Source organism: Nesterenkonia sp. AY15, assembly GCF_022565855.1.
GTDB lineage: Bacteria > Actinomycetota > Actinomycetes > Actinomycetales > Micrococcaceae > Nesterenkonia.
In genome coordinates this window covers 1-18,320 of sequence record NZ_JAJOYV010000002.1, presented here as the reverse complement: position 1 = coordinate 18,320, position 18,320 = coordinate 1, and the positions used below count along the sequence as shown (strand labels likewise).

Here is an 18,320-nt window from a genome sequence, read left to right as displayed (position 1 = left end):
GGTCTTACTCTAGAGGCCGCCACGGACATCCATAGACGCATCTCACCCCTCATGAATCGGGCGGGATGAGGTGGAATGCGCGCTCGCCGGAGTCGTCATCCTGACGCGAAACGCCGACGATCCGTCAGACGCCGCGGTTGATGGAGTGGGCGTTCGAAACCCGCACCTTCCGCGAGATGGGCTTACATGGCAAGACCGAGGGGTCCCGCGGTGTCGATGAGGCGTTCGCGAGCCGGTGGGGGCGAAGCATCGGCGTGGAGATCATGGGACGACACAAGTTCGGCCCGCAGCGCGGCCCATGGGCGGATGAGGAATGGAAGGGCTGGTGGGGCGATGACCCGGTCTTCCACACCCCCGTGGTGGTGCTGACCCACCACCCGCGGCCGATGCTCGAGATGGCAGGCGGCACGACCTTCCATTTCTTGGATACCGACCCGGTCTCCGCACTGGATCACGCGCGCGATCTCGCCGGAGGCCTTGACGTGCGGATCGGCGGCGGGGTGGCCACGCTGCGGCAGTTCCTCGAGGCGGATCTGATCGACTACATGCACCTGGTCTTCACCCGCCGCACCGGGTGATCTTCATCGCCACGGCCAGCGGCTCAGCGGGCGAAGCGCAGGATGTCCTCGCGGCGCAGCGGGCGGTTGAACAGAGGCCCGTCGGGCTCCATGATCCGTCCCGCGGCCAGCGCGCCGAGGGAGACCGGATCGAAACCGATGCGGTCCAGCAGTCCCATGACCAGTCCGCGGGCGGCGTCGTCATCTCCGGCGACGGCGAGCGCTCGGCGCTGGGACAGCTCGGCGGCGGGCCGGGCGGCGTCGTCGATATCGGCGTGGGCGATGTGGTTCAGCGCCTTGATCACCCGCGCGGAGCCGAACCGTCCGGCCAGTGCCATGGAGGTCGGCAGCTGTTCATCCACCGCGGCCTGCAGCCAGCCCGGGAGCAGCTCGTCCTGCCAGGTGTTGGTCGCGTCGATCAGCACGGTGCCGACCACCCAGTCCGGGTCCACCTCATCGAGCTCCTCCTGCGGGACCGCGAGGATGACGATCCCGCTGGAATCCCGGGCACGCGCGGCGATGTCCGCACCTACCACCGGGACTGCACCGGGGGCGTAGATCTTGAGGTGATGCTGCAGCGCTCGGGGCGGGCGGGTGGAGGCGATGTCCACAGCGACCCCGGCGCGCAGCAGGGCCCGGGCGAAGGCGGTGCCGGCTCGGCCGGCCCCGAGGATGCCGACAACGGGTCGGGTGGTCTCCGAGGCTGCGGCCGCCGTGGGTTCGGGGTAAGGCTCCGCGGCGGGTGCAGACCGCTCAGACATGGTGATACGCCCGCCCTCCGGAGATCTCCTGGGCGCGGTAGACCTGCTCGGCGAGCAGCATCCGGACCAGCTGGTGCGGGAAGACGAGCTTGGAGAGCGACCAGACGAAGTCGGCGCGGTGCTGCAGCTCATCGGTGACACCATAGGCCCCGCCGATGATCACCACGACGTGCTGCCCATTGTCGAAGCTGGCCTGGAGATGCTCGGCCAGGCCCGTCGAGCTGATGTTCTTGCCGCGCTCATCGAGCAGGATGACGTGATCCTTGGTCTTCAGCGCGGCGAGGATCCGTTCGGACTCCTCCTGGCGGGCTGCATCATGCTCGCGGGAGGAATGCGGAAGCAGCTTCCAGTCCAGGTCATACGGCTTGCGGAGCCGCCTGGTGTAGCGCTCGATCCCCTCCGCGGCCCACTTCTCATGCTTCTTGCCGATGGCCAGGGCAGTGATGCTCATGGGTCTGAGACTACCGGCAAGCCTAGGATGGAGCCCATGCCTGCTCAGTTTCACGCTGCCCCCGTGGCCCAGATGGATCCCGTCTCGCTCTACCTCATCCTGAAGCTGCGCACCGATGCCTTCGTGGTCGAGCAGCAGTGCCCGTACCCGGAGCTCGACGGTCGAGACCTGGAGCCCGGTGCGGTGATGTTCTGGGCGGTCAACGGCACCTCGGGCGAGGAGTCCGGAGACGACGCCGCGCCCACCGCCACGCTGCGGATCCTCCACGAGTCGGCGGGCTTCCGGATCGGGCGTGTGGTGGCGGCCCCTGACGCGCGCGGGACCGGAGTGGCCCGTGGGCTGATGAAGCGCGCGCTGGAGTTCTGCGCCGGGCAGTCAGCTGAATCGCAGGTCGTGCTCGACGCCCAGGCGCCGCTGCAGGGCTGGTATGAGGCCTTCGGCTTCGTCCGGTCCGGGGAGCAGTTCCTGGAAGACGGGATTCCCCACGTGCCGATGCGTCGAGGCTGACGTTCAGGTCTTGGAAGTTCCCAGGGTCTGACTTCCCTCAGGCTTCATGATGTTTCAGAAGCGGCGGCGGATGCGGCCTGCCGCGGTGGCGACCACGAAGATCGCAAGCCAAGAGACCAGATACCAGCCGGGGCCCAGCTGGAGGTCAGACGGCGCGAGGTACATCCAGGCGATGAGCGGGATGCCCATGATCGCGACCGCACTCTGCCAGCTGGTCCAGAACTTGCCGCTGGAGGCCCACTCGACGGTGGATGGATCAGCGGTGAAGTGTTCCACGCGTTCATACTCGCTGGACCTGGAGCTTTTCGCCATGACAGCACGATAGCGCCTCAGCCGTTGGCCTCGCATCCATAACCGTCGCCATCGCCGTCCAGACCATGCGGGTCGGCACCGATGACTCGGACCGGGAAGTCCAGATCGCCACAGTTGATGTCCGGCGGGTAGACCGGGATGCAGGGCGTGTAGTTGGGATCGCAGTTTCCGCCCTGCTGGCCGGACGGTGGAACCGGGGCGGGCTCGGGGGCGCAGGTCTGCAGCGGGGCGCCGTCGTCGGCCGCGATGTAACCCGGTTCCCGGGTGTGGAAGCCATAGCCGTCCCGGGAGTCATACCGGGCGACCGCGAGGCCCTCCTCGATCAGGGTCTTGCCCGCGTCGGTCCCTCCGACGTCCACGTAGCGCAGGATTCGGTCATAGCGATCGGTGTCCTCACCATCGCGGGTCAGTGTGACGGTCCTGCCCAGCACCAGCTCGCTCATCCGGGTGGATGCGGTGTCGAAATGGCACTCGCCACGTTCAGGAGTGTCAATCCCGCTCACCCTGACAGTGTCCCCGGAGTCCAGCTCCACGGTGTCTCCGTCGATGATGCGCACGACGACGGCGGTGTGCTCGTTCGGATCAGCGGTGGGGGTGGGCGTCGGAGTGGGGGAAGGCGAAGGAGTCGGCGTCGGACTTGGGGTCGGAGTCGGAGATGTCGAGGGCGTCTCGGACTTGGAGGGCTCCTCCGAAGGCTCGTCGGTCTCCTCAGGTTCCGCAGGGTCCTCAGACTCCTCGACGACGAGCTCCTGCTCCTCCGTCGCGGCGGCGCGTTCTTCAACCTCGTTGGGGTTCACCATGAATGCGACGAGGCCGATGATCATCAGCAGAACGAACAGCGCGATGAATCCGCCACAGCCGATGGTCGCAATGCGGAGGATGATCGGCCAGCGCTGGAACTTCTGCCAGGCCGTGAGCTTCTCTGCACCCACGCCAGGAGGGTTGCTGGGCAGGGGGTATTGCCCCGGGAAGCGCTGCGACATCGATTGAACCTCATCTGGTGCGGGCGAGAGACCCGTGCGGAGAGCGCGGCTCCCGCACCACAGTAGGTGCCCGTGGGGTGATAGATGCCGAGACGCGCCTGCAGGCAAGGCCGATGAATAAACGCGGTGAAACCGCCTACGCCACGAGGAGGCAGTGCGAGACCATCGAAGAGTCCACCCGGTTCCTGGTGGCGAAGAACCAGAGAGAGGCCACCCGATGAGACTGTCTCCAGAGTCCACCGACGTCGTCGAGCAGACTGCGGGCGTCGTCGCCGAGCATGCCGAAGCCATCAGCACGCTCTTCTACGCGGACATGTTCGAGGCCCACCCCGAGCTGTTCAACGTGTTCAACCGGGCGAACCAGGCGATCGGTGAGCAGCCGAAGGCGCTCGCGGCGTCGGTCGTGGCGTTCGCGGTGCATCTGATCGACCCCGACGCGCCGGACTTCACGCCGGTGATGCGGCGCATCGCCCATAAGCATGTCTCACTCGGCATCCAGGCGTCCGAGTATCTGGTCGTCGGCCGGTACCTGCTCGCTGCGGTGAAGAAGGTGCTCGGTGACGCGATCACCCCCGAGGTTGCGTCCGCATGGGACGAGGTCTATTGGCTCTTCGCTACGGCCCTGATCGCTGAAGAGGGCAAGCTCTACGCCGAGGGCGGCACAGATCCTGATCACCCATGGGGCAGATATCGGGTCGTGGAGCGTTTCGAGGAGTCCGGAGAGGTGTTCTCTCTGCTGCTTGCCCCGGTGGACGGCCAGGTGCCAGCGCATCGGACGGGACAGTATGTCGCGATCGCTGTGGATCTTCCGGACGGGCTGCGTCAGCCGCGGCAGTACACGATCTCATCGGGTCCGCGCGGCGATTCCCTGCGCGTGACGATCAAGCGGGTCCGTGGCGTCGACGGGATGCCCGACGGGCAGGTCTCGGGCTGGCTGTACGAGAACGCCCAGCCGGGCACGATCCTCGATGTGTCACAGCCCGCGGGCGACGTGGTGCTCGATGAGACCGATGTTCCGCTGGTGCTGGTCTCTGCGGGAATCGGCATCACCCCGGTGGCGGCCATCATGGAAGACCTCTCGCGTCGGCAGCCGGAGCGCACGGTCCGGCTCTTCCACGCCGACAAGTCGCATGCGCACCACGCGCTCTACGACGGACTCCGTCGGCAGGTGCTTGCGATGCCGGATGCTCGTGCCCAGAACTGGTACGAGAAGGACGCGGAGATCGCGCCGACCCTGCATCCGGCAAAGTCGGGATTCATGAACCTCTCCGACGTGGAGCTTCCCGAGGAGGCGCAGGTGTTCATGTGTGGACCGCTGCCCTTCATGCAGAGCGCGCGGCGCTCGCTGATCGACCAGGGCGTGCCGAGCGAGAACATCCACTACGAGGTGTTCGGCCCGGACCTCTGGGCACAGCAGCCCGCATAGCCTCCCCCGGAGGCGGGTGGGGTGTGGTCACAGCACGCTGGATCTCCAAGGCTCTCATCGGCCGAATGATCCAGTGTGCGCTTTGCCCGCACCGCGCCCTGCTCGAGTGCTGCATCGTCGCAGTCGCCGTCAAGACCGCCGGGCTGAGTGGAGCGGGCCGCTTCCCCTTTGAGAGCAAGCACGATCACACACCGTTTCGGACTGAGGAAGGGATGCAGACGGCGCAGCTCCAGTGGGCCGGAGACCTGCGCGAGCTGGTCCCGGACGAGCTTCGCGTGCACAGAGCAGACGAGCGGCCGCTCTTCGTCGATCATCTCCTCATAGAGGCAGGGCAGCAGCCCGACTGTGAGTTCCTGTTCGTCAAGCTCAGGCTCCATGCCGGCATCCTCCAGATGCTCGTACAGGGCATCGAGCTGGTGCACCGCTTTCGTCCCGAGTGAGTCGCTGTGGTCGAGTTCAGGGGCGAGGTCGCGAAGCAGGTCGCCCCGCGCTCTGGCTGCAGCTGCTCGTCGTTCGGCCGCCTGGCTGTGTTCGATCCGCTGGACGGGGGAGTACCCGTGCGGCGGGCGGCCTCGACGGCCGGTGTCCACGGGGGCGCTCGCGATCAGTCCCTCGTCCTCGAGCACGCGCAGATGGTCTCGTGCAGTGCTGACTGGGACGCAGGCTTCCTCAGCGAGCTCCTGCAGCCTGCGGCCGGGGACCCGCTGGACCGCATGGAGCAGTCGCAGTCGACTCTTCTGCGTGAGTCCCCGATAGTCATCCACTCGCCGAGGCATAACTTCCAGGATACGTATCGCGGCCACAGAATCGAAGACCACGTCCTGCCGGCCTCTACCCGTTCTACCGGCGCTTCGGCGGTGCCGCCAGGCCGCAGAAGCACCTTGAGGGCGCTGGGGGTGCAGAAAACCCCGCCGGCTGCATGACTGCAGATCAGCGGGGCTCTCGGTTGGCGGTGACGGTGGGATTTGAACCCACGGTGCGGGGTAACCGCACACAGCATTTCGAGTGCTGCACCTTCGGCCGCTCGGACACGTCACCAGGCCCGTTGAGTATACGCAAACATCTCGCGCTCACCCAAAAGCACCCACGGCGAGCACGGTCTCAACAGGTCAGCTCAGCCCTGGAACAGGGCGTGCACCTCGCCGCAGAGCAGGCGTCCGCCAAGCCCTCCGATCTCCAAGACGACTGCGGCGCCGGCCACCTGACAGTCAAGCTGGCCGATAAGCTCCCGGGTCGCTGCCAGGGTGCCGCCGGTGGCCAGCACGTCATCGACGATCAGCACCCGGTGCTCGGGCTTGAGCACATCGGGAGCCTCGATCACCGCGGTGCCGTACTCCAGCGTGTACTCCACCCGCCCGGCAGGTGCCGGCAGCTTCCCTGCCTTGCGGATGGGCATGAATCCGGTGCCGGTCAGCGCGGCGATCATCCCTGCCAGGGTGAACCCGCGGGCCTCGATCCCGGCGACCATGTCGAAGCTCCCGGCGAAGGGGGCCAGCAGGCCCTCGGCCACCGTGCGCAGCGCGGCCGGATCCGCAAGCACGGGGGAGATGTCCTGGAAGAGGATGCCTGGTTCGGGGAAGTCGGGGGTGACTGCGAAGAGCGACTGCGCATGGGCCAGCCGCTCGGGCGAGGGCGCGGAGAGCTGTGGTGAGGAAAGTGTGGACACGACCGCAAGCCTATCTGCGGAACTGCTCGAAGAACGCGCGCAGCTGGTCGGCGCACTCCTCGGCGCGCACCCCAGGATGGACCTCCACCCAGTGGTTCAGCCGGGGCTCGCGCAGAATGTCGAACACCGATCCCGCAGCCCCGGCCTTCTCATCCCAGGCGCCGAAGATCACGTGCCCGATCCGAGACTGATAGACCGCTCCGGCGCACATCGGGCACGGCTCCAGGGTCACCGCGAGCACGCAGCCGTCCAGCCGCCAGCTCCCCAGACTCGCCGCGGCGGCCCGCAGGGCGGTGATCTCCGCATGACCGGCCGGGTCGTCGTCGCGCTCTCGGGTGTTGAAGCCCTCGCCGAGCACCTCACCGGCAGCGGAGAAGACGACGGCGCCCACCGGCACGTCCGCGGATGAGGTCGCCTCGGAAGCCAGCTCCAGACAGCGCCCGATGGCCTTCTCCTGATCGGCCCGCGCCCGTGGGGACCACGCTGAAGAATCAATGGACTCAGCGGGGGCCGCTTGTGGCTTGGGCGGGATGTTCTCGGTCACAGCACCAGCCTATGGGGCCGATGCCAGCGGTGCTCGACTCGCGGGACCTCGGTCAGATCGATCGGCGCGGTTCCCGCCGCGAGAGACGCGGATGCAGAGCCCCGTGGCGATGATAAGGGCGACCATGAAGACTGCAGCGGCTGCTCGAACGCTGACCCCCGAAGGGGTGGCTGCCGCTGCGGGCACCGACGGCCGGCTCCCGCGGGCGTGCTGGTAGTTTTGACACTATGCGCGTACAGGTTGTGGAACACCCACTGATCTCCCATAAACTCACCCAGCTGCGACGGGTGGAGACCGCTTCGAACCAGTTCCGCGAACTGACTCGCGAGCTGGTCATGCTGCTCTCCTATGAGGCCAGTGGTTCCATCGCCACCGAGTCGGTGGAGATCCAGACCCCGGTGGCCACGATGACCGGCACCCAGCTGGCGGACCCCAAGCCCCTGGTGGTCCCGATCCTGCGCGCCGGACTGGGGATGCTGGATGGGATGACCGCCATGGTCCCCACCGCAGAGGTCGGATTCCTCGGGATGGCCCGGAACGAAGAGACCCTGGACATCATCACCTACGCCGAGCGGCTTCCGGAAGACCTCACCGGGCGCCACGTCTTCGTGCTGGACCCGATGCTCGCCACCGGCGGCACCCTCGCCGAGGCCATCCGTTTCCTGAAGAAGGCCAACGCCGCGAAGATCACCTGCATCTGCCTGCTGGCGGCCCCCGAGGGGATCGAGCGGCTGCGCGAAAAGGTGGGCGACATCGAGGTGGAGCTCTACCTCGCCGCCATCGACGAGAAGCTCAACGAGAAGTCCTACATCGTGCCCGGTCTCGGCGACGCCGGCGACCGCCTCTACGGCCTCGCTCAGTAGGCCCAGCACCCTCTGCTGGCGACGCCGCCCGCAGGCCTGTTGCATGTGAGGCGAAGCCGGTCAACGCCCCCATCCGTTGAAATAGTGTGATCCCGGTCACAAAAAGGTCACTCCATCTCATTATGTGGAAGATCGCCCCTTTTGTTACTTGCGGATTCCAAATGTGACGGACACCCTGTAATGGATACCACCGTCCACCTGCAGCGGGGGAGTTGCCACCAATGTCCGCACACCTGAGTCAGCCACAGAATCCCGGCTACGTCCATGTCTCGGTGCGCAACGCCGCTCGCCGTGCCGAGATGGCCCGCCGAATCCGCGCTGCCAACGCCAGCGACGAAACCAGCGGCGCGCATCCGCGCACCGCACCCGTGCCGGTGGTCGCCCAGAACGGTGGAGGGCCGCAGATGGTCCAGCCCGATATCGTGACCCGCGGCTTCGTCGTCTACGTCGGCCTCGACGAGGATGCCGCCAGTGCGGCCGGGACCTCGCTGCACAAGATCGCCACCGAGCTGCGCGACTACGTGGAGCACATCGCCGCCGATGCGCAGGTGCACATCGCCATGGCCTTGGCGTCGGCGGCCCACGAGGGCAGCGATCTGGAGGTCGTGCGGCAGGCGCTGGGCGATCCCACCGTCACCCACCGCGGCGTCGAGGTCCCCATCAGCACCCCGCCGGCGCCCACCAGCTCCGGCGTGCTGATCGACCTGTCCCGTCGGGAGGTCCGCCTCGACGGCGAGGGTCTGAATCTGACCTTCAAGGAGTTCGAGCTGCTGAACTACCTGGTGGACAACGGATCTCGCACCGTGGGACGCGAGGAGCTGCTCAAGACCCTGTGGCGCAACGTGGACCCGGACCAGATGCCCAACGAGCGCACCATCGACGTGCACATCCGCCGGCTGCGCTCCAAGCTGGGGCGCCTTGCCAATACGGTGCGCACGGTCCGCGGACAGGGCTACCGCTTCTACGAGCACCCTGAGGTCACCGTCTGGGCAGCCCCCGAATACTCGATCTGAGTCCTGGATGCCTGAACTGCTGATCCTGCGCCACGGTGAATCCGGGCATTCCTTCTCAGGGGACGACCACGGCCGCACCCTGACCCGTCACGGGCAGGAACAGGCGCGTGCCGTCGGGCGCTGGCTGGTGAGTTCGGGGAACCTGCCGGACAACACGGTCTGCTCGGACTCGATGCGCACCCGGCAGACCTGCATCTGGGTCAATCATGAGCTGGGTGAGAAGGCTCCGACGCCGTACCTGGACTCGCGGCTCTACCTCGCGGCGCCGCGCTCGATGCTCTCGATCATCAACGAGGTGCCCGAGACGGTGCGCACGCTGCTGGTGGTCGCCCACATGCCGGGAGTCCAGGAGCTCAGCATGGACCTGGCCTCGGCGCGCTCCCAGGAGGACCCGGTGATCCAGATGGCCGGTTCCTGGCCGCCTGCCGGGCTCGCCCGGTTCCAGGTGCACAAGCCCTGGGCCGAGCTCGACGGCCGCGACGCCGAGCTCACGGACTTCTTCACCGCCGGCTGAGTCAGCCTGCCGGTCGGATCAGTCTGCCTCCTCCAGCAGCTGCACCAGCGTCTCCAGTGCCTGCTCCGCGCCCTCGCCGTGGGCTCGCAGGACCACCTGATCCCCGTGTGCCACATCGAGGCTCATCACGCCCAGCAGGCTGTCCGCCTGTGCGGACATCCCTGGCTCGGCGGCCTTCGCGATCTCCACGGAGACCGGCTGTCCCGCAGCTGCAGACGCGAAGGCCGCGGCAGGCCGGGCGTGGAGCCCGGCCGCCGCGGCGATCACCGCAGTGCGTTCAATCATGCAGCAGAGGTTACACTCTTCCGCACCCAGCGCTTCAGCGCGATCACCGTCAGCGCGGTGACGACGGCGCCGACCATCACGGAGAGCAGGAAGAGCCAGAAGCTCTCGATGGCGAACGGCACGAAGATGCCGCCGTGGGGCGCATAGGAGGTGACCCCGAAGGCCATGGTCATCGCGCCGGTCACGGCGCCGCCGACCATCGAGGCCGGCAGCACCCGCAGCGGGTCAGCCGCGGCGAACGGGATGGCGCCCTCGGAGATGAACGCCGCGCCGAGCAGCACGGCGGTCTTGCCGTTCTCCCGCTCGGCGGCGCTGAACAGGCGAGCGTCGATGAACGTGGCGAACGCCATGCCCAGCGGCGGGACCATGCCGGCGGCCATGACCGTGGCCATGATCATCAGCGGTCCGGTGTTGCCCTCGGCGACTGCTGCCGAGAGGCCGGCCACGGCGAAGGAGTAGGCGACCTTGTTGACCGGTCCGCCGAGGTCGAAGCACATCATCAGACCCAGCACGATGCCCAGGACGATGGCGGCGGAGCCGGTCATCCCGGAGAGCCAGTTCTCCAGGCCGGAGGTCAGTGCGGCGATGGGACCGCCGAGCACCAGCAGCATCAGGCCGCCGGCGACCAGCGAGGCCACCAGCGGAATGATCACCACGGGCATCAGGCCGGCCAGCCAGCGCGGCACGCTGAGCCTGCGGAACCACAGGGCCACCGCACCGGCGAGGACACCGCCGACGATGCCACCGATGAATCCAGCGTCCATGGTCAGCGCGATCGCGCCGGCGGTGAAGCCGGGGGCGATGCCGGGGCGATCGGCCATGCCGAACGCGATGTAGCCGGCCAGTGCGGGAACCAGGAAGCCCATGGCCGCCCCGCCGATGGTGAAGAACACCGCGCCGAGGTATCCGCCCAATGCGCCGAATCCGAGGAACTCCTCGGGCAGCTGGTCAGGGGTGGGAAGGTTCCACAAGGAGTTCCCCAGCGCCACATCTTCGGCGACCTCGGTGATGTTGTAGCCGCCGAGCAGGAACCCCAGCGCGATCAACAGGCCGCCGGCGGCCACGAAGGGGATCATGTAGCTGACGCCGGTCATCAGGACCCGCTGGGTGGCGCGGCCGAAGCCTTCGCGCTCCCCACTGGCAGCGGTGCTGCCATCGGAGTCTCCGGACCCGCCGGAGGCGACGACGGTCGCGTCCGGGTCCTTCGCCGCGGCCAGCGCCTCGGCGATCATCTTGTCCGGCTCATCGATGCCGCGCTTGACCCGCGAGGTGATGACCGGCTTGCCGGCGAAGCGGTGCCGATCGCGGACGTCGACGTCGGTGGCGAAGATGACGGCGTCCGCGGCGGCGATGGTCTCGGCTCCCAGCGGGGTCGCGCCGGAGGAGCCCTGGGTCTCCACCTGGATCTCCACGCCTGCTTCCTTGGCGGCCTTCTTCAGCGAGTCGGCTGCCATGTAGGTGTGGGCGATGCCGGTGGGGCATGCGGTGACGGCGACGAGGCGACCGACCGTCGTCGCGGTCTGGCTGGTGCCTTCACCGTCCCCTGCGGGTGCACCGGAGCCGCGGCTGCCGGCGTTGGCGGTGACCGGGGCCGGCTGGACCGCCTCGGCGACCAGGTCGACCACGCGCTGCTCGGTCTCGGCGCTGCGCAGATCCGCGAGGAACTCGTCGTTGATCAGCGAGGTCGCCAGCGCGGAGAGGATCTTCAGGTGAGCCTGGTCCGCGCCGTCGGGGGCGGCGATCATGAAGACCAGGTCCGCCGGGCCGTCGGTGGAGCCGAAGTCCACCGGCTGGGCCAGGCGGGCGAAGGCCAGCGTGGCCTCGGTGACGGCACCGGTGCGGCAGTGCGGGATGGCGATGCCACCAGGCATGCCGGTCTCGGAGGTCTCCTCGCGAGCCCAGACGTCGGCGGCGAGCTCAGCTGCGGCGACACTGCGTCCGGCAGAGCCGACGAGTTCGGCGAGGGCATCGATAACCTCGCGCTTGTTGCCGGCGGTGAGCTTGTCGAGGCTCACCAGCCCCGGCGTGATGATCGTATTCATGATGTCTCCACATTCACGGTAGTGGTCGTGCTTGGATTGAGGGTGAGGTGTTCGGTGCTGAGTGCTTCGGTGCTGAGTGCTGAGGTGCTGAGGTGCTGCGGCGTCGGCATGATGGAGCCGGGCAGTTCCGCCGCGGCTCGTCCCATGGCCATGGCGTGCTTGAGTGAATCGGTCTCCGAGGCGCCGGACTGGGCTGCGGCGATGAACCCCGCGAGCGAGGCATCACCGGCTCCCACGGTGGAACGCGGCACGATCGCCGGGCCCCAGGCGCGCAGCGCGGCGGGCTCGCCGTCGCTCGGCGCGGTCTTCAGGTTGGGGATGAACACTGCGCCATGGGCGCCCAGGGTGACCAGTGCGGCGCGTGCTCCGTGGTGCTGCAGCTCGGTGGCGAGCTGCACGGCACGGGCGGGGTCGGTCTCGAGCTCATCGGCCAGACGCTGAGCCGTGTCAGGATCGGTGGCGGCCGAACCGGTGAAGGCGGCGTGCAGCTCGAGCAGCTCCTCGGCATTGGGCTTGATCAGGTCTGGCGCCGCGGGCAGAGCGGCGGCCATCGGCTCCCCTGAGGTGTCCAGCGCGATCTTCGGCGCCTGTTCCCCGAAGGTCCGCCGCAGCGCGGTGATGGCCTGGGCGTAGAAGTCCACCGGGACTCCGGGCGGGAGCGACCCGGCCAGCGCCACCCAGGAGGCGCCCTCCGAGGCCTGAAGCAGCAGCTGCAGCAGGGCCCCGGTGAGCGCGGCGTCGAACGCCGGTCCCGGTTCGTTGATCTTGGTGGTGACCCCCTGTGGGTCGGTGATCGCGGTGTTGGTGCGCAGCGGTGCGCCCAGCGGCAGCGCCCGGGCCTCCACGCCGAGCTCCTGCAGGGCGAGCAGCACCGGATCCCCGGGGTCACCGGGAAGCACCGCCAGTGACCGGGTGCCGGCGGCGGTGAGCGCCCGAGAGATGTTGACGCCCTTGCCGCCGGGTTCGGCGGTGTGGCCGATCGCGCGCTGGACCGCGCCGGTGCGCAGCGGGGCGTCGAGCTCGAGCGTCTTGTCCAGACTCGGATTGGGAGTGAAGGTGACGATCATGGGGCGACCGCCACGATCACTCGGACGTCGGCCTCGTCCAGCGCGTGGGCCAGCTCAGGGTGCGGTGCGGCATCGGTGATCAGCACATCGATCTCCTCAAGGGTTGCGAACTGTACGAGGGTGCGTTGACCGAGCTTGCTGGAATCTGCCAGCAGGACCACCTGGCGCGCGGCGTGGACCAGGCCCGACTTCACCGCGGCCTCAGCGGTGTCTGGGGTGGACAGACCGAAGCCCGCATCCACCCCATTGGTGCCGATGAACGCCACATCGGCCTGGCGGCGAGACAGGGTGGCCACGGCCTGCGCCCCCACCACGGTGCCGGTGATCCCGCGGACCTTGCCGCCGAGCACCTCCACGTCCAGGGAGCTGACCTCGGCGAGCTTCTGCGCGATCGGGACCGAGCTGGTGGTCACGAACCGGGTGTGGCGCTGCTCCTCGCCGGCGCCGAGCAGCTCGGCGAGCGCCTCAGTGGTGGTTCCGGCGTCGAGCAGCACGGAGGCATCGGGGGAGGAGGGCACGAAGCTCATCGCCTCACGGGCGATCACGCGCTTCTGCTGCGAGTGCTCGCTCTGCCGCTGACGCAGCGAGGTCTCGCGCCGGGAGGGTGCGGAGCTGACGACGGCGCCGCCGTGGACCCGCTGCAATGAGCCTGCGGTCTCAAGCAGGTCCAGGTCGCGGCGGACGGTCTCTCTGGTCACTTTCAGGTCGCGGGCGATCTCCTGGACCGTGATCGTGCCGGTGAGGCGCAATCGGTCGAGAATCCGCTCGTGCCGCTCGGGGGCGAGCAACGTCATGCTGAGCTCCTTTTCAGTGACCCAGACCACTTTTGTGTGGGTTTAGACACACTTTATCTGTGTTTGCCTGTGTATGCAACAGGTTTCGTCCGACTCACAGCAGGCACCTGCCGGTGTTCGGCGTGTCGCGGACCACCCGAGGGGATGGGTCGCGGTGATTGGATGCGCCAAAAAAATGATCTCAATGTGAAAACAATCCCTACAAAAATTTCGAAATTCGACGTAACCTTGTGCCATGGCTCATGCACACGAAGCCACCAGCAGCGGCGTCCCAGGCGTGCTGGTCGGTATTGACGGGTCGGCGGGCAGCGAGCGCGCCTTCAAAGTGGGACTGATGATCGCAAAGCAGCGCCAATGGCCGCTGCGTCTTATCGGAACATTCATTCGACCAGTCGTGACCGACGACTATTACGTGCGGCAGCTGGATCAGTACCGCTCCGAGGCCGCCAATACGGTGCAGGACCTCCTCGACACGTACTCGGCCCGAGCGGCCGAGGCAGGAGTCGAGGTCAGCACCCGCACCGCTGAGGGTGACGCCGGAGCAACTCTGGTGGATGAGAGCAGCGAGGCCCGCATCGCCGTCGTCGGCAAACGTGGCCGCAACCGGTTCGCCGGACGGTTCCTCGGCAGCGTCTCCGCGAAGCTGACCGCACACGCGCACTGCCCCACCCTGGTGGTCCCGGAGCGGTGGGTGTCCGACTCTGAGACGGAGCTGCTCGCCCCGCATCAGGACCGCCCGGGCGCCGAGGCGGCCCACGAGGAGCCGGTGACCCTGATGGAGGAATCGGCTGCCCGGGAACACACCCGCCGGTCCTTCGCGAACGTCACCGACGAGCTCAACTTCGACTCCGAGATCGTGGTCGGCGTCGACGTCGGAGACCGCGCCGCCGACGTCGTGCACCTGGCGGCTGAGGCCGCGGAGCTGGTCAACAGTCCGCTCACCCTGGTCTCGGCGGCACCGCTGAATGCTCAGGGGCACTGGTATCCCAACACCGTGGAGCACAACCTCGAGCTGCCCAATCTGCGCCGGCGCTACACCGATCACCTCGAGGCGATGACCCAGGAGGTGGCGGCGAAGTCCACCGGGGTTCCGGTGCGCTGGCAGTTCTTCGACGGCTCACCCGCCGGGGTGCTCTCCGAGGCCTCGCGCACCGCGGCGCTGCTGGTGATCGGCACTCGAGGGCATGGCGGGTTCGCCGGGCTGCTGCTGGGTTCGGTGAGTCAGGCGGTGCTGAACCGGGCGGTCTGCCCGGTCCTGGTGATTCCCACGCAGAAGCCGCACAAGCTGCGCAAGCACTGAAGGTCTGCGTCTGAAGGGTCCCTGGTCAGAAGGTGAGCACCAGGGACCCTGAGACGCGACTGCGGCGAAGGTCCTCCAGCGCGACGGGCAGTTCATCGAACGGGTAGGGCGTCACCTCGGCCTGGATGCCGAGTCGCTGGGCCAGACGCAGGAACTCGATGCCGTCCGCACGGGTGTTGGCCGTGACGCTGCGGAGATCCCGTTCATAGAAGAGGTGCTCCTGATACGGCATCCGCGGGAGATCGCTCATGTGGATGCCGGCGATGGTGACGGTGCCGCCCCGCGTCGTCGCCTTCAACGCGGCCGGCACCAGATCCCCTGCCGGGGCGAAGATGATCGCGGCGTCCAGGGGTTCCGGCGGTTCGCCGAAGGCATCGCTGACGAAGTCCACCCCTAGGCGGCGGGCCAGCCTGCGGTTCGTCTCCCCGCGGGTCATCACGCAGACCTGTGCGCCGGCCGCCATTGCGAGCTGCGCGGTCAGGTGCCCGCTGGAGCCGAAGCCGTAGATCCCGAGCCTGCCTCCAGGAGGAAGCATGCTGCGGGTGAGGGCTCGGTAGCCGATGATCCCGGCGCAGAGCAGCGGAGCGGTCTGGACTGGATCGACCCTCGGGTCCAGGGGGTAGGCGAAACTGGCCGGGACGGTCGCATACTCGGCGAAGCCTCCGTCGGCGTCCCACCCGGTGTAGAGCGAATCGGGACAGAGGTTCTCGCGGCCGGCCCTGCACCAGGCGCAGATGCCGCAGGTGCGGCGAAGCCAGGCGGCGCCGACTCGATCACCGAGCTCGATCCGCCGCACCGCCGATCCGCGCGCCTCCACGATCCCGATGATCTGATGCCCCGGCACGACATCGGCGCGGCGCGGCGGGAGCTCATGATCGATCACGTGCAGATCGGTCCGGCACACTCCGCAGGCCTCTACGCGCAGCAGCACCTCATCGGGCTCAGGGGTGGGCACCGGCATCTGGGCGCATTCCAGGGTGGAGCTGATCGAGCTGCTTCGCCAGGTCTTCATAGCGCGCCTAGACCCAGTCGGTCCAGGTCGACGGGTCGGTCCGGGTGCGTTCCGGGGCGGGGCCGGTGTCACTGACGGAATCCCGCTCGGGTTCAACCGGCCCCTGATCGAGCCGGAACGGCGGGTATTCATCACGCATCAGCAGCACATAGGCGGCGACCCGATGGCCCCACCGGTTCAGCCCCATCACGAAGTCGAAGATGCCGGAGCGATAACGCCCGGTGAAGAGCAGGATGATGACGGTGATCAGCAGCAGCAGGCCCAGCAGCGAGAAGCCGCCGCCGGGGCCGGTGGTCTGGCCGGTCGCGCTGCCGGTCTCGTCCCAGCTGCTCTGCCAGCCGGTGCCCGAGGGACTGGTGAAGATCCCGATCAGCAGCAGGTGCGGGAGCGCCAGCAACCAGGACTTCACCAGCACCAGCCCGTTGGTCAGCCGCTCCGGGTAGGCGATGCTCAGATCCGCCGGGTAGTTCGCATGGGCCAGCGTGAACGGAGGGTAGCGGTCCGTCGCCAGTGCTGAGTAGCCGTAGAACGCCACGCGCCAGGACCAGCGCAATACGCCCACGTTGAAGCAGAACCACGCCCGGGGGTACCGCCCGGTGAAGAGGATGACCACCCCCGCGGCGATGGTGGTCACGAAGGCGGTGAGCCAGAGCAGGGCCAGCACGAGGTAGTGCGGGATCGCCAGCAGCCACTTCACCAGCCACAGACCGCGGGAGGGTGCGTCGAGGTATCCGGTGAGCCGGACCGGATAGACCGGAGTCATCCGCGCTGGGCCGGCGCCGCCCGGGACGCCCTCGATCGGGCCCGCGTCCCCGCGTGCGGCGGTCATCCGCTGAGGGTCGATGTCGCGGCCGAGCCCGGCCGCGCCGAAGAGCAGGGCGACGACGCCGATCACGAATGCCGCCGCGCCGATGATCAACAGCGTGGGGATCGTGTCCTGCAGCTGTTCCCACCACTCCGCGGCCTGCTGCGTATCCCATTCGGTCATGTAGTCGACCCGGTAGTACGGTCTGAACTTCCATTCACCCGGTTCCGGGACCAGACTCGCCACCGCCGCGGCAAGCAGCAGGGTGCTGCCTGCGCCGTGCAGGAGCGCGCCGACGATGAGCAGAACCCATTGCCCCGGTCTCATCTTGGCGGAAGTGGGTGAGTCCTGGGTCGGCGCGGGCGAAGGTGTCTCTGCCATCACAAGCTCTCTCGGCTGGATCTCCCAATGGATCTCATCCAAGGATAGGGCTGGGAAAACGCCAGGGGAACCCTTGGAATCAGGCCAATGTCTGCTCCACGAGGTGACCTTCCCTGGAGACAGAGGCGACCTTGCCATGTTCTGCCAGAGCCTTGATGTTGCGCAGCATCTCTTTGCTCATCACGAAGCTGATGGGTTCGATCAGGTGACGGGAGCCGAAGATCCGCTCCGGCAGGGAGTGTGCCCTGGCGTAGCTGAGCCGCTCGATCAGACGCGTGCCGCCGTCGGGGTCCGGCCGCAGATGCAGGGACCAGATTCCCGCCACCGCCGCGGAGGTCTCTGGGGTGGAGGATCCGGCGATCCGGGAGTCCGCGACCAGGACCAGGTCAGCGACAGGTTCGACTCGTGCCACTCGCATGGCCACCTGCGGTGCCAGCCGGACCTCCCCGGCGGCCGCGATGTCCTGGTGCTCGGGAAGTACCTGGTCGACGTTGTGGATCTGACACCCGATGAGGTTCTCCAGCCGTTCGAAGCTGTAAAACCCGCCGCGGCCCTGTCCGAGCTGCGCCACCCAGGGCCAGATCTGCGCGGGGGAGGCGACGATGGTCACGGCATGGGTCGCGGTCCATGCCGGATCCGGGAGCAGCTCACTGCCGGGCCAGTCGGCCTCGACCTCGGCGCGGGCGGCACCCCAGCCCATCCTGCGCTGGCGCAGCAGCGGCCCGGTCACCAGATGCCCCAGAATGCGGACACCGGCGAGGCCATTGGCCAACCATCCTCGTCCCACAGTGGTCATGGCGGAACCTCGATCCCGGGAGAGACGCTCGGAGCTGATCGGCTTGCGGCGAGACTAATCACCCGGTGGCCCAGCTTCAAGGGCTGAGTGGCTTCCAAGGCTGACCTGCGTCAAGGGTTATAGGAACAAATGTGTGTACAGCACGGCCCTGGATCCCTGACCTGACGCCGATGTAGAGGGTTTCACATGCTTTGAAAGCATGTGCTGTGACTCCTCCCTCGAATCAGCCGGTCTGTGGTGT

At 67.7% G+C, this 18,320-nt stretch carries 21 protein-coding genes and 1 tRNA gene; 7 read left to right on the top strand and 15 right to left on the bottom strand.

Features of this window, described 5'->3' with window-relative positions:
* The first annotated feature begins 140 nt into the window (after positions 1–140).
* A complete protein-coding gene (locus tag LSI54_RS03905) occupies positions 141–578 on the top strand; it encodes a dihydrofolate reductase family protein (protein ID WP_342357795.1) in 438 nt (145 codons plus the stop codon).
* Positions 579–601: 23 nt separating this feature from the next.
* Here the strand turns inward: LSI54_RS03905 and LSI54_RS03900 are convergent, their stop codons facing one another.
* The gene (locus LSI54_RS03900; RefSeq protein ID WP_241477804.1) at positions 602–1,318 is read right to left on the bottom strand and encodes an NADPH-dependent F420 reductase; all 717 of its coding nucleotides are present in this window, start codon (positions 1,316–1,318) and stop codon (positions 602–604) included.
* A complete protein-coding gene (locus tag LSI54_RS03895) occupies positions 1,311–1,769 on the bottom strand; it encodes a 23S rRNA (pseudouridine(1915)-N(3))-methyltransferase RlmH (RefSeq protein WP_241465269.1) in 459 nt (152 codons plus the stop codon). The genes LSI54_RS03900 and LSI54_RS03895 overlap by 8 nt, the downstream gene beginning before the upstream one ends.
* A gap of 36 nt (positions 1,770–1,805) precedes the next feature.
* On the opposite strand from LSI54_RS03895, the gene LSI54_RS03890 reads away from it, so the two are divergent.
* Positions 1,806–2,276 carry a GNAT family N-acetyltransferase gene (locus LSI54_RS03890; protein ID WP_241477803.1) on the top strand — a complete coding sequence of 157 codons (471 nt, stop codon included), beginning with the start codon at positions 1,806–1,808 and terminating at the stop codon, positions 2,274–2,276.
* A gap of 54 nt (positions 2,277–2,330) precedes the next feature.
* Here LSI54_RS03890 and LSI54_RS03885 read toward each other — a convergent pair whose 3' ends face one another.
* Together LSI54_RS03885 and LSI54_RS03880 are read right to left on the bottom strand one after the other, a co-directional pair.
* Positions 2,331–2,588: a hypothetical protein gene (locus LSI54_RS03885; RefSeq protein WP_241477802.1), complete on the bottom strand. Its 258-nt coding sequence runs from the start codon at positions 2,586–2,588 to the stop codon at positions 2,331–2,333.
* Between the two features lie 17 nt (positions 2,589–2,605).
* Complete coding sequence (locus LSI54_RS03880; protein ID WP_241477801.1) at positions 2,606–3,520, bottom strand: thermonuclease family protein; 915 nt, start codon at positions 3,518–3,520, stop codon at positions 2,606–2,608.
* 268 nt (positions 3,521–3,788) lie between these two features.
* Here LSI54_RS03880 and LSI54_RS03875 point away from each other — a divergent pair, with 268 nt between their 5' ends.
* A complete protein-coding gene (locus LSI54_RS03875) occupies positions 3,789–4,997 on the top strand; it encodes a globin domain-containing protein (protein WP_241465265.1) in 1,209 nt (402 codons plus the stop codon).
* Here the strand turns inward: LSI54_RS03875 and LSI54_RS03870 are convergent.
* The 4 genes from LSI54_RS03870 to tadA form a co-directional block, all read right to left on the bottom strand.
* Complete coding sequence (locus LSI54_RS03870) at positions 4,952–5,773, bottom strand: helix-turn-helix domain-containing protein (protein WP_241465264.1); 822 nt, start codon at positions 5,771–5,773, stop codon at positions 4,952–4,954. The genes LSI54_RS03875 and LSI54_RS03870 overlap by 46 nt on opposite strands.
* Positions 5,774–5,944: 171 nt before the next feature.
* Positions 5,945–6,035 (bottom strand) — tRNA-Ser (locus tag LSI54_RS03865).
* 76 nt (positions 6,036–6,111) lie between these two features.
* On the bottom strand, positions 6,112–6,663 hold the full coding sequence (locus tag LSI54_RS03860) for an adenine phosphoribosyltransferase (RefSeq protein ID WP_241470510.1): 552 nt from the start codon (positions 6,661–6,663) through the stop codon (positions 6,112–6,114).
* A gap of 10 nt (positions 6,664–6,673) precedes the next feature.
* A complete protein-coding gene (gene tadA / locus LSI54_RS03855; RefSeq protein ID WP_342357800.1) occupies positions 6,674–7,159 on the bottom strand; it encodes a tRNA adenosine(34) deaminase TadA in 486 nt (161 codons plus the stop codon).
* Positions 7,160–7,434: 275 nt separating this feature from the next.
* Between tadA and upp the strand changes: the two genes are divergently transcribed.
* The 3 genes from upp to LSI54_RS03840 all read left to right on the top strand — a co-directional run bounded on the left by upp (position 7,435) and on the right by LSI54_RS03840 (position 9,597).
* Entirely contained in the window at positions 7,435–8,070 is a 636-nt protein-coding gene (gene upp, locus LSI54_RS03850) for a uracil phosphoribosyltransferase (RefSeq protein WP_241465262.1), read from the top strand.
* A 221-nt stretch (positions 8,071–8,291) separates the two neighbouring features.
* The gene (locus LSI54_RS03845; protein WP_241465261.1) at positions 8,292–9,083 is read left to right on the top strand and encodes a winged helix-turn-helix domain-containing protein; all 792 of its coding nucleotides are present in this window, start codon (positions 8,292–8,294) and stop codon (positions 9,081–9,083) included.
* A 7-nt stretch (positions 9,084–9,090) separates the two neighbouring features.
* Positions 9,091–9,597 (top strand): SixA phosphatase family protein, encoded by a 507-nt coding sequence (locus tag LSI54_RS03840; RefSeq protein ID WP_241465260.1) that lies wholly within the window; start codon positions 9,091–9,093, stop codon positions 9,595–9,597.
* An 18-nt stretch (positions 9,598–9,615) separates the two neighbouring features.
* Here the strand turns inward: LSI54_RS03840 and LSI54_RS03835 are convergent, their stop codons facing one another.
* From LSI54_RS03835 to LSI54_RS03820, 4 genes are read right to left on the bottom strand one after another with little or no spacing between them, the layout of a single operon-like run.
* On the bottom strand, positions 9,616–9,882 hold the full coding sequence (locus tag LSI54_RS03835; RefSeq protein ID WP_241465259.1) for an HPr family phosphocarrier protein: 267 nt from the start codon (positions 9,880–9,882) through the stop codon (positions 9,616–9,618).
* Positions 9,879–11,924 (bottom strand): PTS fructose transporter subunit IIABC, encoded by a 2,046-nt coding sequence (locus LSI54_RS03830; RefSeq protein ID WP_241477800.1) that lies wholly within the window; start codon positions 11,922–11,924, stop codon positions 9,879–9,881. Before LSI54_RS03830 ends, LSI54_RS03835 begins: the two co-directional genes overlap by 4 nt.
* Entirely contained in the window at positions 11,921–12,991 is a 1,071-nt protein-coding gene (locus tag LSI54_RS03825; RefSeq protein ID WP_241475992.1) for a 1-phosphofructokinase family hexose kinase, read from the bottom strand. Before LSI54_RS03825 ends, LSI54_RS03830 begins: the two co-directional genes overlap by 4 nt.
* Complete coding sequence (locus LSI54_RS03820) at positions 12,988–13,785, bottom strand: DeoR/GlpR family DNA-binding transcription regulator (protein ID WP_241477799.1); 798 nt, start codon at positions 13,783–13,785, stop codon at positions 12,988–12,990. The genes LSI54_RS03825 and LSI54_RS03820 overlap by 4 nt, the downstream gene beginning before the upstream one ends.
* Before the next feature lie 235 nt (positions 13,786–14,020).
* Between LSI54_RS03820 and LSI54_RS03815 the strand changes: the two genes are divergently transcribed.
* Positions 14,021–15,085 carry a universal stress protein gene (locus LSI54_RS03815; protein ID WP_241465255.1) on the top strand — a complete coding sequence of 355 codons (1,065 nt, stop codon included), beginning with the start codon at positions 14,021–14,023 and terminating at the stop codon, positions 15,083–15,085.
* A 25-nt stretch (positions 15,086–15,110) separates the two neighbouring features.
* On the opposite strand, the gene LSI54_RS03810 is transcribed toward LSI54_RS03815, so the two are convergent.
* From LSI54_RS03810 to LSI54_RS03800, 3 genes are all read right to left on the bottom strand, one after another.
* Positions 15,111–16,097, bottom strand: coding sequence for a zinc-dependent alcohol dehydrogenase family protein (locus LSI54_RS03810; RefSeq protein WP_241470508.1), 987 nt, complete (start codon positions 16,095–16,097; stop codon positions 15,111–15,113).
* Between the two features lie 7 nt (positions 16,098–16,104).
* Positions 16,105–17,283 carry a DUF4389 domain-containing protein gene (locus LSI54_RS03805; RefSeq protein WP_241470507.1) on the bottom strand — a complete coding sequence of 393 codons (1,179 nt, stop codon included), beginning with the start codon at positions 17,281–17,283 and terminating at the stop codon, positions 16,105–16,107.
* 79 nt (positions 17,284–17,362) lie between these two features.
* Positions 17,363–18,079, bottom strand: coding sequence for an SRPBCC family protein (locus LSI54_RS03800; protein ID WP_241477798.1), 717 nt, complete (start codon positions 18,077–18,079; stop codon positions 17,363–17,365).
* Positions 18,080–18,320 lie beyond the last annotated feature (241 nt).

Coding starts and splice junctions, on each gene's coding strand:
- LSI54_RS03900 (WP_241477804.1), bottom strand. CDS start 1,318: ATGTCTGAGCGGTCTGCACCCGCCGCGGAGCCTTACCCCGAACCCACG.
- LSI54_RS03885 (WP_241477802.1), bottom strand. CDS start 2,588: ATGGCGAAAAGCTCCAGGTCCAGCGAGTATGAACGCGTGGAACACTTC.
- LSI54_RS03815 (WP_241465255.1), top strand. CDS start 14,021: ATGGCTCATGCACACGAAGCCACCAGCAGCGGCGTCCCAGGCGTGCTG.
- LSI54_RS03845 (WP_241465261.1), top strand. CDS start 8,292: ATGTCCGCACACCTGAGTCAGCCACAGAATCCCGGCTACGTCCATGTC.
- LSI54_RS03810 (WP_241470508.1), bottom strand. CDS start 16,097: ATGAAGACCTGGCGAAGCAGCTCGATCAGCTCCACCCTGGAATGCGCC.
- LSI54_RS03805 (WP_241470507.1), bottom strand. CDS start 17,283: ATGGCAGAGACACCTTCGCCCGCGCCGACCCAGGACTCACCCACTTCC.
- LSI54_RS03820 (WP_241477799.1), bottom strand. CDS start 13,785: ATGACGTTGCTCGCCCCCGAGCGGCACGAGCGGATTCTCGACCGATTG.
- LSI54_RS03890 (WP_241477803.1), top strand. CDS start 1,806: ATGCCTGCTCAGTTTCACGCTGCCCCCGTGGCCCAGATGGATCCCGTC.
- LSI54_RS03825 (WP_241475992.1), bottom strand. CDS start 12,991: ATGATCGTCACCTTCACTCCCAATCCGAGTCTGGACAAGACGCTCGAG.
- LSI54_RS03875 (WP_241465265.1), top strand. CDS start 3,789: ATGAGACTGTCTCCAGAGTCCACCGACGTCGTCGAGCAGACTGCGGGC.
- LSI54_RS03835 (WP_241465259.1), bottom strand. CDS start 9,882: ATGATTGAACGCACTGCGGTGATCGCCGCGGCGGCCGGGCTCCACGCC.
- LSI54_RS03895 (WP_241465269.1), bottom strand. CDS start 1,769: ATGAGCATCACTGCCCTGGCCATCGGCAAGAAGCATGAGAAGTGGGCC.
- LSI54_RS03800 (WP_241477798.1), bottom strand. CDS start 18,079: ATGACCACTGTGGGACGAGGATGGTTGGCCAATGGCCTCGCCGGTGTC.
- LSI54_RS03870 (WP_241465264.1), bottom strand. CDS start 5,773: ATGCCTCGGCGAGTGGATGACTATCGGGGACTCACGCAGAAGAGTCGA.
- upp (WP_241465262.1), top strand. CDS start 7,435: ATGCGCGTACAGGTTGTGGAACACCCACTGATCTCCCATAAACTCACC.
- LSI54_RS03830 (WP_241477800.1), bottom strand. CDS start 11,924: ATGAATACGATCATCACGCCGGGGCTGGTGAGCCTCGACAAGCTCACC.
- LSI54_RS03840 (WP_241465260.1), top strand. CDS start 9,091: ATGCCTGAACTGCTGATCCTGCGCCACGGTGAATCCGGGCATTCCTTC.
- LSI54_RS03905 (WP_342357795.1), top strand. CDS start 141: ATGGAGTGGGCGTTCGAAACCCGCACCTTCCGCGAGATGGGCTTACAT.